The following is a 15,318-nucleotide window of genomic DNA, read 5'->3' as shown; positions in this document are numbered from 1 at the left end:
GGAAGCATCCGTTTGAGGAGGGCCAGTGTTCGACGATCCGCAGGTGATCATCGGTGTGGTGCTCGGCCTGGTGATCGTCGCCGCCGGCACGACGGCAGGCGTCCTGGGACAGCGCAAGCGTGACCGCAGCGCGCCCACGGCGCCGGAGGAGTAGGGGGCGCTGCCGATGCGCGGGCTCGTGAGGGTACTGCTGGCGATGGCGGTGGTGGTTGCCGCGCTGCTGCCGCACGGGTGCGGTGGCGCCGATGAGGGGCCGGTGGACGCGACCACGTCTGAGGTGAAGACCCCGGACACGAGCGGGGAGGCCGCGGAGGCGCCCGTTGACGACCAGGCGGCTGTCGTTCCGCTGGAGGACTCCCTCGGCAGGACTCCGGGGGATGCGTCCGAGGAGCACATCGCCGCCGTGGGCACGGGGGATCCCGCTGCCGTGTGGGAGACGTACGGCTGTTCGCCGCCCGCGGACTTCGACACATGGGCCATGGAGTGGGAAGACGCTGCCGAGGTCTATACGGATGTGGCCGTGCACGAGGAGCGGGTGGATGATGACGTGACCGCCCGGGTGCGCGTGACGTACACGATGAGTACCGGAGACGACGCCGTCATCGTCACCGAGCCTGGCGAATGGTGGCGGATAGAGAAGGTCGATGGTGTCTGGAAGGTGGGCTGGCTGCCCCGGCAGTGAGACCGAAGGGCCCGCCCCGGTGAGAGGCGGGCCCTTCGTGCGTACGGACACGGGCTAGGGGAGCGTGGTCTCGGCGGCCCACAGACCGTGGAGGTTGCAGTGCTCCACGGCGCGCAGGACCGCTCCCGCCTCGGCATCGACCGCTACTGAGACGACGGGTGACGTCACCACCGGGGAGAGGTCGAACCGTGCGATCGGAGCATCACCGATGTACAGCTCGATCCAGTCGATGAAGTGGTCCGGCTGGTTGGGGTGCGGCACCTCGTGTCCCACGGTGACTGTGACGTGGTAGGTGTCCCCCGCCTGGTCGATGTCGATGTGAGGGGTATGTTTCTTCTCGAAATCGGTCGCGGCTTCGAGATCGGTGACCATGTTCACAGTACCGAGGATCGGCGCGTCGGACATGGGTTCCTCCTTACGTGTGTCGTTGACGGGTACCCTGTACATACGTACCCATCACGGGTATGCGGTGGGACACACCATGTCAGATGGGACGAGTGCGCACGTCAGGCGGGGTGACGGAAGGCCGCTCTCGGATGACGGATAGTAGCGTGTCGGCAGCCGGTGGGAGGGTGCCGACCGAGGGAGGTGGCGGGATGCAGGGCTCGCAGGGGGTTGTGAGGGCCGAGGAGGCCGTGCTGGTCCTGGTGGACATCCAGGCTGCTCTTGCGGATGCCATGCCCACCGGGGACCGGTGGCTGGAGAGCGCGGTCCTGCTCGCGAGGGCGGCAGGACCACTCGGCATCCCGTGCGTCGTCACCCGCCAGTATCCGCGCGGGCTCGGTGACACGGTTGGCATGCTCGCCGAAGCCGTGGGACCACATACGCCGGTGGACAAGACGGCGTTCGACTGCATGGCCGAGCGGGGGTTCTGCGAGCGCCTCGAGGAGACGGGTCGCCGCACCGTGGTCATCGCCGGCATCGAGGCGCACATCTGCGTCACGCAGACCGCACTCTCGCTCGTGCGTGCCGGGTACCACGCACACGTGGTGGCCGACGCGGTCTGTTCGCGCAGGCCGACGGACCGGGACATCGCGCTTGCTCGCTTGCGCTCGGCTGGCGTGGCAGTGACCACGTCGGAGTCCGTCCTGTACGAGGCGCTGGGATGCGCCGGGACCACAGCGTTCCGTGAGGTCCTGCAGCTGGTGAAGGAGTGTCGGCCCACACGGTGACCTGATCTGCGCTGCTCGGGTACACTGTCGGGCGTCGTGCACATGCGAGGAGAGGCGGTAGCTGGGGATGGCCACGATCATCGACGGTGTGAAGGTGGCGGCCGAGGTACGCGGACGGGCGGCCGAGGAGGTGCGCGAGCTGGCGGCGCACGGAGTGACGCCGTGTCTCGCCGTGGTGCTCGTCGGCGACGACCCGGCGTCCGCCTCGTACGTGCGGATGAAGGAGCGTGACTGTGCCGAGGTTGGTATCGAGAGTCGCGACCATCGCTTGTCGGCCACGACGAGCCAGCAGGAGCTCGACGATCTCATCGATGCGCTGAACGCCGACCCCGCCGTGCACGGGATCCTTGTGCAGATGCCTCTGCCCGAGCATCTCGATCCAGAGTCGGTGATCGAACGCATCGATCCCGCCAAGGACGTTGACGGCTTCCATCCGGAGAGCCTGGGCCACCTCGTCCGCGGCCTCCCGGGTTTTCGCGCATGCACGCCGGCAGGCGTGATGGAGATGCTCCGTGCGTACGACATCGACCCTTCCGGGATGCGGGCCGTGGTGATCGGGCGCTCGACGATCGTAGGCAAGCCGATGGCGCTGCTGTTGCTTGAGGCCAACGCGACGGTGACGGTGTGCCACTCACGTACGAAAGACCTCGAGGCGGTATGCCGTGAGGCGGATCTGGTGGTGGCCGCGATCGGGCGTCCGAAGATGGTGGACGCATCCTACATCAAGCCGGGCGCGGTGGTGATCGACGTCGGCATCAACCGCACCGATGAGGGGATGGTGGGCGACGTCGACTTCGCCGCCGTCGAGCCGATCGCGTCAGCGATCACCCCTGTCCCGGGCGGAGTGGGCCCCATGACGCGGGCCATGCTCATGGCCAACACCGTTGCGGCGGCGCGCTCCGCTGCACCGCGCGAACAGGGGTGAGCGTCGCATCGGCTGTGGAGATGGTGTGGGGGGCGCCGCTCTGCGCCATCGCTGCGCTACAATCGCCTTTCGTACATCACTGATGGAGGTCGAACGATGATCCGCATCAACCGCATAATCGCGGTCGCCATAATGCTGGTACTGCTGTTGCCGGCTGCCGCGTTCGCCAACGTGATGGAGTATCAGCTCCAGTACGAACCTGCCGGTGACGGGGTGGGTACGCTGTTGATCGTGAACGCGGTGCTCGACCCCGCGACCACGCTGCCCCAGGAGGTGTCGATCCCGGTGCCCGAGGGCGCGACACTGCTGTGGTCGGGCGAGATCCTTGGTGGCGATCCGAGCGGCGATCCGCAGCGGGCCACCACGACCAGCGAGGTGGACGGGGTGCAGGTCCATACGCTCACCCTCGAACAGTCGCACACCGCGCAGCTCGAACTGCTGCTGTCCAGTCCGTCCGTGTCGGGCGACCGGCTCAACGCCAGCGTGAGTTGGACCAACGTGGGCGAGGAGATCCCGGTGACGGCGTCGGTCATCGCCGAGGCAGGCGCATCGGACATCGTCATCGAACCGGCGAGGTCCGGTGACGTGCAGACCAACGACGTCGCGCAGACGCTGCATCCGCTCGAGCGCAAGCGCCTCGCCACCGGCGAGTCGTACGACATAGCCGTGAGCTGGACGCGGGGCGGGACCGCTGCGGGCGGCGTTGACGGCGCTTCATCAGGCGGACTGCTTCCGTACGTGATCGGCGCGCTGGTGGTCGCCGTGGCCGCGCTGGTTGTGGTCGTGACGATCGAACGGACGCGCGCTCGCCGAAACGCCTGATGGCGTGACCACGGCCGCCGCGATAGCTTTCGTGCTCGTCGGGCTCGCGGAGCTTGGAGACAAGAGCCAGCTCATGCTCGTCGGCTTCGCTGCCCGGCATCGTCCGCTCAAGGTCCTGGCCGGCGCGGCGATCGCGGTTGCCGTGCTCCAGGCCCTCGCTGTGCTCGGGGGCGGGCTGATCGGCGCATACCTGCCCCAACGTCTCATCGCGTTCGTCGCCGGAGCCCTCTTCATCGTCTTCGGCGTCATGGCGTGGCGCGGCGATGACGATGAGGAAGGCCATGGTGCGCGGCTGTCCGGCCGTTTCGGCGCGGTGCTCACGGTCGCGGCAGCGCTCTTCGTTGCTGAGCTTGGTGACAAGACGCAGGTGCTGACGATGTCCATCGCCGCCGACCCCGCCGCGGCGGTCCGCACGCTCGGCGCGCTCGGCGCAGGGGTGACCCCTCCCGAGGCTGGTTCCGCCGCGACGGGCTGGGGGGTCTGGCTCGGATCCTCCCTCGGCTTCCTGCTTGCCGATGCCATCGCGATCGGCGCGGGAGCTGTCCTGGGGGCAAGACTGCCGGAGCGCCGTATCGCCCGGGTCTCGTCGGTCATCTTCATCGTGTTCGGACTCGCCACGCTGGTCTCCGCGTTCGTGGCCCGGTGAACAGGCGGATCGCGCGGTACACTACGGTACGCACGACGAAACGGAGATGATGGTCGCGTGACAGTGCTCCTGCATGCATGCTGCGGACCCTGCCTCCTCGAGCCGTACGACGCGCTCGCGACCGACGCCGAGGTCGTGGTCTGCTACGCCAATCCGAACATCCATCCCGCCGAGGAGTACGCCCGGCGGCGTGACACGCTGCTCGACTACGCCGAGGACGCCGGGATCGCCGTCATCGAGCTGCCGTACGAGCCCGCCCTGTGGGCCGAGGCGACGTCGCCGGCGGCGGAGACCCCGGAGCGGTGCAGGGCGTGCTACCGATTGCGGATCGGCATGGTCGCGGCCGAGGCGGCACGGCGCGGGTACGATGCCGTTGCGACCACGCTCAGCGTCAGCCCGTACCAGGATCCTGAGGCCATCGCCGAGGAGGGGACCGCCGCCTGTGTCGAGGCGGGTGTCCGCTTCATCGTGACCGACTTCAGGGAGCGCTATCCCGAGGCGACGCGCCGTTCTCGCGAACTCGGCATGTATCGCCAGAACTACTGCGGGTGCGCTCCGAGCCAGGCGGAGGCAGCGGCCGAACGCGAGGAGCGGCGAGCCGCGCGCAAGGAAGCGAAGAGGGCCGCCCGTGAGGCCGCGGACCGCGCCTCGGCGGACGAGGGTGACGGTCGATGAAACGGCGTGATGACGCGTCCCCGGGCGGACCGCCTGCGGTACACTGCCGCCAGGGTATCCGTTCCGAAAGGCCGCTCACGTGAGGACCGATGATTTCGATTACGACCTGCCGAGCGGGCTGATCGCGCAGCACCCGGTCGAGCCGCGCGACTCCTGCAGGCTGCTGGTCCTGGACCGGGTGAGCGGGCAGATCGACCACAGACGCTTCACCGACGTGCTCGACTATCTGCGGGCCGGCGATGTGCTGGTGGTCAACGAGACGCGTGTGCTCCCCGCGCGCCTGCACGGCGCCAAGGACGAGACCGGCGGGGCGGTGGAGGTCCTCCTTCTCCGCAAGCAGTACGGCGACACCTGGGAGTGCCTCGTGAAGCCCGGCCGCAGGCTCAAGCCGGGTGCGCGTGTCGTGTTCGGCGACGGCGAGCTTACCGGGCTGGTGGTCGACGTGCTCGAAGACTCCGGCGCGAGACTCATCCAGTTCCATACCGCTTCAGGCCGCTTCATCGATGCCGTGCATCGTCTCGGCGAGATGCCGCTGCCGCCGTACATCACAGAACCCCTGAGCGATCCTGAGCAGTACCAGACCGTCTATGCGACCGACGAACACAGCGTCGCCGCGCCCACCGCGGGGCTTCACTTCACGCGTGGACTGCTCGATGAGGCCCAGCGTGCGGGTGTGCACCTCGGCACCGTGGAGCTCGATGTGGGACTCGATACGTTCCGCCCTGTGGCCGAGGACGACCCGACCGCCCACGTCATACACACGGAGCACTACCGCGTGCCGGGATCCACAGCAGACGCGGTGAACGATGCGCGGGCTCGCGGCGACCGCGTGATCGCCGTTGGGACCACTGCCGTCAGGGCGCTTGAGAGCGCGTACAACGAGCAGACCGGCCTCGTAGAGGCGGCAGAGGGGGCTACGGACCTCTTCATCCTGCCGGGCTTCTCCTTCGGGGTGGTGGATGCGCTGATAACGAACTTCCACATCCCCCGCTCGACACTCCTGATGATGGTGAGCGCGTTCGCAGGACGCGATCTGGTCATGCGGGCGTACGATCTCGCACGCGCCGAGCGGTACCGGTTCTTGTCGTTCGGCGACGCCATGCTGATCCTGTAGGCGTCCGCGGAGCGCCCCGTACTACGGGACCGGCTCCCACCATGTCCAGTGCGGATTGCCTGCGGCGGGATCGTCGGAAGGCGTGCCCGGCGCCACTGCGAAGCCGTCCGACATGTCCCCGCCAGGCGGGACGTACACGTCCACGTTCCGATCGTCGAAGCCGATGAGCGTGAACACGGGTGAGCCGTCGGTTCCCGGGGTCTCGAACCGCGAAGGCAGTCTGGGCCAGGTGCCGAACGTGGGTATCGCCTGATCCGTGACGAGCGCGTATTCGCGCAGCCCGAGCGCCCGCACCACTCGCTTGAAGCTCATGAGGCCTCCGTCGGCGGTGCGCAGGAATATCGTCGCCTGGTCGTCGGGGTCGGTGACGACGGGGCGCTCCCGCGGACGCCCCGGCTCGTCGAGGTCGCTCACGGTGACGCCCATAGTCGTGGCCTCGGAAGGGGCCTCGAGGAGTTCTCCGGCGTAGACGTACACGGTCCCGTCCCAGACGACGTAGGGTGGGGCCGGCGTTGCCGTGCTCGTGGCGCTGTCCGCTGGCGCCTCCCCGGCTTCCAGGGCGCTCTCCTCGGCGCCACGGTCGCCCGCGTCGTCCGCTGCGGTCGCGTCTATGGTGAAGGATTCAAGCGACTGCTCAAGGTCCGCCTCCGAGCCGGTCAGTCCGGCCTGTCCGATCAGAGCGAGGGACGCGACCACTCCCACGAGAACCACCGCCGCGGCAGAGACGAACGCGGTCATGCGGGGCTGCCACCACGATGGCAGGAGCCTGCCGCCCGGACGCTGCAGAGGCGCCGTGGAACCGGAGGCGGTGTCCTGTTCGACAGGCCGTGGGACGGGCGCACCCGCTTCGGCCCGGGTGGTTTCGATGATCCCCTCCACGAGCGGGATCGGGGCGCGCGGGGGCGCCACCTGCTCCATCCGCAGGAGGGTCTCCGCGAACGCGGCGCACTCCGGACAGGTCTCACAGTGGGCGCGCGCATCGGCGAGCACGCCGGGGTCCACCGGCGTTCCGTCGTGTGCCGCCGAGATGATCTCAGTCGCGCTGAGGCAGTCCATCGAAGCCACCTCCCTCCGTCGCCCGGAGTATGTGGGCGAGGGTCCGTCTGGCACGGAACACCCGCGACTTCACGGTCCCCTCGGGTACCCCGAGCGTGTCTGACGCCTCGGCGTAGGTGAGCCCGAACAATCCTATGGCGCCAAGAGCCTCGCGCTCCTCAGGCGGAAGCGTTGCGATCGCGGTCTCGAGCGCATCGGTGAAGGCGACATCGTCGGAGAAATCGGCTTGTGAGACTGGCTCGAGATCGACCGGGTCGAGCGGCAGGGGCGTGCGTTTGCCGGCGCGCACCATATCAAGGCACACGTTCCGCGTCACCCGGTACAGCCAAGTGCTGAATCGGGCGCGGCCGTCGAAGCTTCCAAGGCTGCGGAACACCTTCAGGAACACCTCCTGCGTGGCGTCTTCAGCGGTCGGCGCATCGCCGAAGAAACGCAGCGCATGCGCGTATACCGCGTCGGCATGGAGACGGACGAGCGTCGCGTAAGCGCTGTGATCGCCGGATGCGGCCGCGGCGACCAGATCGGCGTCGCCCATCACGCGAGTGACCATGCCCACCTCTCCTAAGACGGTGCTGAGGCGCTACGGGTTCATCGAGAGAAGCATACCCCGATGCCTGGTAGAATCTGCCCATGTCATCGTTCTCGTTCGACCTCATCGCGCACGACCCGGACACACGAGCGCGTGTGGGGCGCTTTCAGACCCCGCACGGCGTCATCAACACCCCCATGTTCATGCCGGTGGGGACACGGGCCACCGTCAAGGGCGTCACTCCCGCGCAACTCCGCGAGATCGGGGCGGAGGTCGTCCTTGCCAACACGTACCACCTGTTCCTCCGTCCCGGCGCCGACATCGTCCGGGAGGCGGGAGGGCTGCACCGCTTCATGGGGTGGGACAGGCCCATCCTGACCGACTCGGGCGGTTTCCAGGTGTTCAGTCTCGCCGACACGCTGAAGCTCACCGACGATGGCGTGGAGTTCCGCTCCATCGTGGACGGAGCCCGGCACTTCTGGACCCCCGAGGACAACATGGCGGTCCAGGAGGCGCTTGGAGCCGACATCATCATGCAACTCGACCAGTGCCCGCCGTACCCGGCCGAGAAGCCGATGGTGGCCGAGGCGGTGCGCAGGTCTGCTGCGTGGGCCGCGCGCTGCAAGACCGCACACTCTCGCGAGGACCAGGCGCTCTTCGGTATCGTGCAGGGGGGCGTGTTCGACGACCTGCGGGCGGAGAGCGTCGCGCGCTGCACTGAGATCGGGTTCCCCGGATACGGCATCGGCGGCTACTCGGTGGGGGAGCCGCACGACCTGATGCTCGAGAGCCTCGCGCCGGTCGCCTCGGCTCTCCCGGCGGATCGTCCCCGCTATCTCATGGGAGTGGGTAACCCGACCACCATGCTCGAGGCGATCGGACTCGGGGTGGACCTCTTCGATTGCGTGCTGCCCACCCGGACCGCCCGTACCGGCACGGCGTTCTCGTCCGAAGGGCGCATGAATCTGAAGAACGCGCGCTACACGCGCGACCACGGTCCGATCGACCCGGCGTGTTCGTGCCCCGTGTGCGCCACCTACACGCGTTCGTACGTGCGCCATCTCGTGACCACGAAAGAGATGCTCGGGTCGACGCTGCTGTCGATCCACAACCTGCACGTGCTGATCGATCTCGCCCGGTCCGCGCGCGTTGCGATCGAGGAGGGGCGCTACTCCGCGTTCCTCGAACAGTGGCGGAACGGCCCTGGTCACGACGACTACTGAAGTCGCTCCGGGCTGCGGTCCCGTGCGACGCGATGGCCGTGTGCATCGTGTTGATGGAGCCGTTTCGCACTGATGCTATGATGCGTTGATGCGCTCGCGCCGTAAGGGCGCGATGCTCGTGTGTGAAGTCATGGAGGTCTCACCATGGAACAGTACGGTCAGCTGCTTTCTCTCGTCGTCATCTTCGGGGCGTTCTACCTGTTGATGATCCGTCCGCAACAGAAGCGCCAGAAGGAGCATGCCGCTCTTGTAGCGTCGCTTGCCGAGGGTGACCGGGTCGTCACGATGGGCGGGTTGTACGGCACGGTGCGCACCATCGACGGTGACAGGGTAGGTCTTGAGGTCGCCCCCGGCGTGGTGATCGAGTTCGCCCGGTCCGCAGTGGCGTCACGTCTCGAGGTATAGGGTCGCCCTCCGGGGCGCGAGGAAGAGGAGATAGTCGAACCAGATGAAGCTGAAGCCAACGAACGCCTGGGCCCTGATTGCGTTGGCCCTGTTGCTCGCCGTCTCGGTGTGGTCCTTCTGGCCGCTCGAGGAGAAGATAACGCAGGGTCTGGACATCAAGGGCGGCCTCTCGGTCACGCTCACGGCGTCACCACTGGGCGCTGAGGAACTGACCGAGGAAACGATGAGCCGGGTGGAGACGATCCTGATCGAGCGCGTGAACGGGTTCGGAGTGAGCGAAGCCAGCGTGCAGCGCCAGGGGCAGCGGTCCTTCCTCGTGCAACTTCCCGGCGTGCAGAACGCACAGGACGCGCTCAGGTTGCTGGGCGAGCCCGGCAAGCTGGAGTTCGTGGATCTGACCAGCGTCACCGATACCGCCACGCTCGACCTGATCGCACAGCAGCTGGAGGCCGAATACTCGGGCGAGGAGACGACGCTCCCGCAGCTCGATCCCGAGGGGTACGAACCGTTCATGACGGGCGAGGTCGTGACCGATGCCCGTGTCACCACCGACGAGTACGGCAATCCCGCCGTGTCTATCTCCATGAGCGGCGAGGGTGCCGACGTATGGGGTGATGTGACGACACGCCTGTCGGCCACCCGTGGTCAGATCCTGATCGCGCTGGACGGCCGGGCGAAATCAGCCCCCGCGGTCCAGACGCCGATCCTCGACGGCGACACGCTCATCACCGGCAGTTTCACCGTGGACGAGGCCAAGGGCCTTGCGGCGATCCTGCAGTCGGGAGCCATGCCCGCCGAGGTGGCGATAGATGAATCGCGACTCGTGGGCCCGACCCTCGGCAAGGAATCGCTCGACCAGGGGCTGCTGGCGGGTCTCGTAGGACTCGCACTGGTGGCGGCGTTCATGGTCGCCTACTACCGTGGCCTGGGTCTCGTGAGCATCGTGGCGCTCGTGGCGTACGCGCTCCTTATGCTCGGCTCGCTCGGCATCCTCTCACGAATGAACGCCTTCGCTCTCACCCTTCCGGGCATCGCCGGTCTGATCCTGGGCATCGGTGTGGCCGTCGACACGTCGATTCTCATATTCGAGCGCCTCAAGGAGGAGATCGAGGCCGGCAAGACGCACCGCAGCGCAGCGAAGTCGGCTGTGCGGCATGCGATCGGTACGAGCATCGACGCCGACATCGTGACCCTCGTATCGGCCATCGCGCTCTACGCCCTCGCGATCGGTCCGGTGCGCGGCTTCGCGTTCACCCTGATACTGGGCATCGCGATCGACCTTGTGGCTGCGCTCCTGTTCACCGGTCCGATCGTCCGCATGCTTGCCGAGGGGACGATGTCGAAAGCGCCTGCTTTCTGGGGAGTGAAAGGGGGCGGTACCCGTGGCTAAGACACGCATCGATTTCATGGGAAAGAAGAAGTACTTCTTCGCGCTGTCGGGCGCCCTTGTCGCGATCAGCATCGCCGCTCTCCTCATCAGGGGCTTGACGTTCGGCATCGACTTCCAGGGTGGGACCACGATGACGCTCTCGGGCGCCGAGGGGGTCACCACGGAGGACGTGCGTGCCGCGCTCGAGGAAGCAGGCGTTCCGGATACCTCCAACGCCACCATCCAGCCCACCGATGACGGCGGTTTCATCGTGCGGACCGCGGAGTCCGATACGGCACGGGCCCAGGAGGCGTTCTCGGCGGTAAGCGAGACGCTCGGCCTTCCCGCGCAGGACGCGAACGTCACGACCATCGGACCCGGTTGGGGCGACAACGTGACCGAGGCGTCGCTGGTGGCGCTCGCCGTTTCCATCGTCGCCATCCTCATCTACATCTCGCTCCGGTTCGAGTACAAGATGTCGCTCACCGCGGTGCTGGCGCTGCTGCACGACACCACGATCGTGCTCGGTGTGTATGCCATCTCCGGACGTGAGGTGACGCCCAACACGATCGCCGCGGTGCTCACGATCCTCGGCTACTCGCTGTACGACACGATCGTGGTCTTCCACCGCATCCGTGAGAACGCCACCGGGCTCACGAAGATGAGCTTCATGGAGATGACGAACGAGTCGATCAACCAGGTGCTCATGCGCTGGGTGAACACCGGCCTCATCCAGGTGATCCCCGTGTTCGCGCTCTTCTTCTTCGGCGGGGAGACGCTGCGCGACTTCGCGTTTGCGATGGCGGTGGGCCTGCTGGCGGCCGCCTACTCCACGATCGGGTTGGCCAGCCCGCTCTATGCGGTCTGGAAGGAGCGCGAGCCGAAGTTCCAGGCGCTCAAGCGCAAGTACGCGGCGCATGCGGCCAAGTAGACTCGGCCCGGTACGGGCGGATACGGAGACCGGCTCCTTCGGGGGCCGGTCTCCGCGGTTACAATAGGCGCATGACCGTCACCGATACCGCCGCATGCCGCCGTCGCTGGGATGTCGCGCGCCCGGACGCCGACAGCGCCAGGCGCCTTGCGCGCGAGACAGGGCTCTCCGTGGTGACGGCGGGCATCCTGTTGGCGCGCGGTATCGCCGCCGCGGATGAAGCGCGGGCCTTTCTCACGCCGTCGCTCGAGCGCGACTGGGTGGCCACCCGGGATATCCCCGGCCTCGATGCTGCCGCCGCACGGGTGGCGGCGGCGGTGCGCGCCCGCGAGAGGATCGTCGTCTTCGGCGATTTCGACCTTGACGGCATCTCCGCCGCAGCGACCACCGCGCTGGGGCTCCGCATGCTGGGAGGGTGCGTGGAGGCGATGGTGCCCCACCGCTTCACCGAGGGATACGGCCTGACCGAGCCGGCGCTCACCAGGCTCGTCGCCATGGGTCCCGAGGTCGTGGTGACCGTCGACTGTGGCATCTCGAGCTGCGCCGAGGTCCGCGCGCTGCGCGACCGTGGCATCGATGTGGTCATCACGGACCACCATGAGCCCGGTGAGGACGTGCCCGTCGATGTGCCCGTCGCCGACCCCAAGTTGGCGGACGATGGTCCGCCGGTCGCCGGTGCGGGTGTCGCGCTTGCGCTGGTGAGGGAGGTCGGCCTGATCCTCGCCGACGACGAGGTGTGGCGATCGCTCACCGATCTCGCGATGCTGGGCACGGTGGCGGACATCGTTCCGCTCGTCGGGGCCAACCGGGCTCTCGTGGCCCACGGGCTGCAGTCGGTGCGGCACTCGCCCAGGCCGGGTATCGCGGGACTCGCGACGGTCGCCGGCGTGGATACCGCGACGTTGACGTCCGACCAGGTCGCATTCGCGCTGGCCCCCCGGCTGAACGCGGCGGGCCGCATGGCCGACCCGGCGACTGCGCTGTCGCTTCTGCTGGCGGAAGACATCGACGAGGCCACCGAGCTCGCACACGCGCTCGACGAGTACAACCGCGTGCGGCAGGCGACGGAGGCGGACCTACTGGTCGCGGCGCTCGCGGAGGCCGAAAGGACATACAGACCCGGCGACAGGGTACTGGTGGTTGCGGGTGAGGGTTGGCACGAGGGGGTCAGGGGCATCGTCGCCTCGAGGCTGGTTTCGCGCTACGGCGTGCCGGCGCTCGTCTTCTGCATAGAGGACGCGGTCGCCCAGGGGTCCGGCCGCAGCGTCGAGGGCATCGATCTGTATGCCGCTCTCACGGCGATCGGACCGATGCTCACGCGGTTCGGAGGACACGAGATGGCCGTGGGGGCGACGCTCCCGGCAACGGCGCTCGACGACCTCCGGGACGCGCTGCGCAGGCGCTTCGCCGAGGTGCCGGATGAGGTGTTCGTCGGCCGGATCGATGTGGACGCCGAGGTCCCGCTCGATACGCTTTCACGTGAGCTGGCGGTGGAGATATCCGCGCTCGGCCCGTTCGGCTTCGCCAACCGGTGCCCGCTGCTGGCCTCCTACGGGGTGTTCATGAACGGGCGCAAACGGGTGGGGAAGGGTGGCGACCACCTGCGATTCACCGCGTTCGACGGCGTGGCTGCGGTGCCGTCGATCGCCTTCAGGTGCAACGACATCGAGACGCTCGCGGACACCGAGTCCGCGGTCGATCTCGTCTATGAGCTGGAGCTGGATGAATGGCGGGGCGTCGAACGTATCCAGCTCCTGGTCCGGGACGTCAGGCAGCGTGAAGCCGGTGACCGGTCAGCGGCGGCGGAGCTTGTCGACGACCTGTTCGAACACGCCGACGAGATCCTGGCCCGTGGCGACTACGCCGGCATCGGCGATGCGACGAGTTTCCATACCAAGCTCGCCGGCGTGACCTTCGAGGGACGTCAGGAGGTCGTGGCCCGTCTGGAGCCCGGCGTCCCGCTCCGCATCGAACGTCAACCGGACAACGAGTACGACTCCAACGCGTGTGCGGTGTTCGACCCCCTCGGCGATCAGGTGGGCTTCTTCAACCGCAGGCTGGCGGCGGCACTCGCGCCGGTGCTCGATGCAGGTGTCGAGTACGACGTCGAAGTGGCCGACATCACCGGCGGCGGCGAGGGCGAAAGCCTGGGTGTGAACGTGCTCGTTACCCGTCGTGCGGTCGATGCGGGTCCGGACGAAGAGTCGTTGCAGGCGGCCGCCGATATGCGGGCGCGCCTTGCGGGTCTGAGCCCGGTGGAGCTCGACGAGGAGCTCACCCGTTGGCTGATCGGCGACCGCGACCTTCACCAGGCACAGCGCGATGCGCTTGCCCATCTTGCTCTGGGTCGATCCACGCTTGCCGTGATGGCCACCGGCCGGGGCAAGTCGCTGATCTTCCATCTGCACGCCGCCCGCCTGGCGATCGCGCAGGGTTCGGCGTCGGTGTTCGTCTATCCCTTGAGGGCGCTCGTGGCGGATCAGGCCTTCGTGCTCCAGGAGCGGTTCGCTTCCCTCGGCCTGTCCGCGGCGGTCGTGACGGGCGAAACGGGCCCGGCGGGACGCGACGAGGCCTTCGGCGCACTTCGTGACGGCTCCCTCGATGTGGTGCTCACCACGCCCGAGTTCCTCGATCATCATGCCGGACGGTTCGCCGCCTCCGGGCGTATCGGGTTCGTCGTGATCGACGAGGCGCACCACGTGGGTCTGGCGCGCTCCGGGCACCGTCCCGCGTACGCGCGGCTCGGCGGGGCGCTCGCCACTCTGGGGAGGCCGGTGGTCCTCGCGGTGACCGCCACCGCACCGGACGACGTGGCGTCGATCATCAGGGACGACCTGGGTATCGAGGAGGTCGTGCTCGACCCCACGACACGCGAGAACCTCGCGATCTCCGACAGGCGCGGCACGGAAGACAAGCTCGCGTACATCGCGGGGATCGCCGCCAGGGGCGAGAAGGTCATCGTCTACGTGAACAGCCGGGAGACGTCGGTCAAGCTCGCACGGCAGCTGCGCACACGCGTACCGGACCTGGAGCATCGCGCGGTCTTCTACAACGGCGGCATGACACGCGAGGCGCGTCACGCCGTGGAGCGGGCGTTCCGGGACGGTGACGTCACTGTGGTGGTGGCCACGAGCGCCTTCGGCGAGGGAGTGAACATCGCCGACGTGCGTCACGTGGTCCTCTATCACCTGCCGATGGGCGAGGTCGAGTTCAACCAGCTCTGCGGGCGCGGCGGCAGGGACGGCCAGCTGGCAACGGTCCATCTCGTCTTCGGCGAGAAGGACGCGCGACTCAACCGGATGATCCTCGAGTCAGCCGCGCCGCCCAGGGAGGACCTCGGCGCGCTGTACCTCGTACTGAAGGACCTGCCCACCGATGACGGGTGGGTGGAGATCACCAATGCCGAGCTTGCCGAGCTCGCCAACAAGCGGCGCGGCCGGTCCCGCCTCAACGACAAGGGCGTGTCGACCGGCATCGGTGTCTTCCGGGAGCTGGGCCTCGTGGCGAGCGAGGGGGCGGGCGCGTACAGGCGTCTGGCGCTGCTGCCGGCGCCCGAAGACAAACTCGATCTCGCGGATTCGGTACGATACGCGGAGGGGATCGACGAGATCCGGAGTTTCGAGGAGTTCAGGCACCGGGCCCTCGAGGCCGCGGCGGAAGAGTTGCTGCACGCGTTCGACCGTCCTATCCTGCCCACACGACCCTGAGACCGCGCGAGGGGCGACCCGCGACGGTATCCTGTCTACATGAGAGCCCCGTGACGAAAGGC

16 protein-coding genes are annotated in these 15,318 nt (G+C 67.9%); 13 read left to right on the top strand and 3 right to left on the bottom strand.

Annotated features, from left to right (window positions below; all coding sequences use genetic code 11):
- The first annotated feature begins 25 nt into the window (after positions 1-25).
- Together MSB02_RS02880 and MSB02_RS02875 are read left to right on the top strand one after the other, a co-directional pair.
- Complete coding sequence (locus MSB02_RS02880) at positions 26-154, top strand: hypothetical protein (protein ID WP_267193704.1); 129 nt, start codon at positions 26-28, stop codon at positions 152-154.
- Between the two features lie 12 nt (positions 155-166).
- Positions 167-682, top strand: a complete 516-nt coding sequence (locus MSB02_RS02875) for a hypothetical protein (RefSeq protein WP_267193703.1) — start codon at positions 167-169, stop codon at positions 680-682.
- A gap of 54 nt (positions 683-736) precedes the next feature.
- On the opposite strand, the gene MSB02_RS02870 is transcribed toward MSB02_RS02875, so the two are convergent.
- Complete coding sequence (locus MSB02_RS02870) at positions 737-1,087, bottom strand: desulfoferrodoxin family protein (protein ID WP_267193702.1); 351 nt, start codon at positions 1,085-1,087, stop codon at positions 737-739.
- A 191-nt stretch (positions 1,088-1,278) separates the two neighbouring features.
- Here MSB02_RS02870 and MSB02_RS02865 point away from each other — a divergent pair, with 191 nt between their 5' ends.
- The 6 genes from MSB02_RS02865 to queA all read left to right on the top strand — a co-directional run bounded on the left by MSB02_RS02865 (position 1,279) and on the right by queA (position 6,036).
- On the top strand, positions 1,279-1,854 hold the full coding sequence (locus MSB02_RS02865) for a hydrolase (protein ID WP_267193701.1): 576 nt from the start codon (positions 1,279-1,281) through the stop codon (positions 1,852-1,854).
- 67 nt (positions 1,855-1,921) lie between these two features.
- Entirely contained in the window at positions 1,922-2,779 is an 858-nt protein-coding gene (gene folD / locus MSB02_RS02860) for a bifunctional methylenetetrahydrofolate dehydrogenase/methenyltetrahydrofolate cyclohydrolase FolD (RefSeq protein WP_267193700.1), read from the top strand.
- A 96-nt stretch (positions 2,780-2,875) separates the two neighbouring features.
- Complete coding sequence (locus MSB02_RS02855) at positions 2,876-3,601, top strand: hypothetical protein (RefSeq protein ID WP_267193699.1); 726 nt, start codon at positions 2,876-2,878, stop codon at positions 3,599-3,601.
- A 4-nt stretch (positions 3,602-3,605) separates the two neighbouring features.
- Complete coding sequence (locus MSB02_RS02850) at positions 3,606-4,247, top strand: TMEM165/GDT1 family protein (RefSeq protein ID WP_267193698.1); 642 nt, start codon at positions 3,606-3,608, stop codon at positions 4,245-4,247.
- Positions 4,248-4,304: 57 nt separating this feature from the next.
- The gene (locus MSB02_RS02845) at positions 4,305-4,922 is read left to right on the top strand and encodes an epoxyqueuosine reductase QueH (RefSeq protein ID WP_267193697.1); all 618 of its coding nucleotides are present in this window, start codon (positions 4,305-4,307) and stop codon (positions 4,920-4,922) included.
- 79 nt (positions 4,923-5,001) lie between these two features.
- On the top strand, positions 5,002-6,036 hold the full coding sequence (gene queA, locus MSB02_RS02840; RefSeq protein WP_267193696.1) for a tRNA preQ1(34) S-adenosylmethionine ribosyltransferase-isomerase QueA: 1,035 nt from the start codon (positions 5,002-5,004) through the stop codon (positions 6,034-6,036).
- Positions 6,037-6,057: 21 nt separating this feature from the next.
- Here the strand turns inward: queA and MSB02_RS02835 are convergent, their stop codons facing one another.
- Complete coding sequence (locus MSB02_RS02835; protein ID WP_267193695.1) at positions 6,058-7,092, bottom strand: hypothetical protein; 1,035 nt, start codon at positions 7,090-7,092, stop codon at positions 6,058-6,060.
- A complete protein-coding gene (locus MSB02_RS02830) occupies positions 7,070-7,642 on the bottom strand; it encodes an RNA polymerase sigma factor (protein WP_267193694.1) in 573 nt (190 codons plus the stop codon). Before MSB02_RS02830 ends, MSB02_RS02835 begins: the two co-directional genes overlap by 23 nt.
- An 80-nt stretch (positions 7,643-7,722) precedes the next feature.
- On the opposite strand from MSB02_RS02830, the gene tgt reads away from it, so the two are divergent.
- The 5 genes from tgt (at position 7,723) to recJ (ending at position 15,256) form a co-directional block, all read left to right on the top strand.
- A complete protein-coding gene (tgt, locus tag MSB02_RS02825) occupies positions 7,723-8,844 on the top strand; it encodes a tRNA guanosine(34) transglycosylase Tgt (protein WP_323748488.1) in 1,122 nt (373 codons plus the stop codon).
- 144 nt (positions 8,845-8,988) lie between these two features.
- Positions 8,989-9,249 (top strand): preprotein translocase subunit YajC, encoded by a 261-nt coding sequence (yajC, locus tag MSB02_RS02820; protein WP_267193693.1) that lies wholly within the window; start codon positions 8,989-8,991, stop codon positions 9,247-9,249.
- Between the two features lie 43 nt (positions 9,250-9,292).
- Positions 9,293-10,639 carry a protein translocase subunit SecD gene (gene secD / locus MSB02_RS02815; RefSeq protein ID WP_267193692.1) on the top strand — a complete coding sequence of 449 codons (1,347 nt, stop codon included), beginning with the start codon at positions 9,293-9,295 and terminating at the stop codon, positions 10,637-10,639.
- Positions 10,632-11,549, top strand: coding sequence for a protein translocase subunit SecF (gene secF, locus MSB02_RS02810; RefSeq protein ID WP_267193691.1), 918 nt, complete (start codon positions 10,632-10,634; stop codon positions 11,547-11,549). Before secD ends, secF begins: the two co-directional genes overlap by 8 nt.
- Before the next feature lie 71 nt (positions 11,550-11,620).
- Positions 11,621-15,256 (top strand): single-stranded-DNA-specific exonuclease RecJ, encoded by a 3,636-nt coding sequence (gene recJ / locus MSB02_RS02805; protein ID WP_267193690.1) that lies wholly within the window; start codon positions 11,621-11,623, stop codon positions 15,254-15,256.
- The last annotated feature ends 62 nt before the right edge of the window (positions 15,257-15,318 follow it).

Origin of the sequence: Anaerosoma tenue (assembly GCF_023161965.1) — a bacterium.
Taxonomy (GTDB): Bacteria; Actinomycetota; Coriobacteriia; order Anaerosomatales; family Anaerosomataceae; genus Anaerosoma; species Anaerosoma tenue.
Note: the sequence above shows the minus strand (reverse complement) of the source record. Positions and strands in the feature narration are given on the sequence as shown.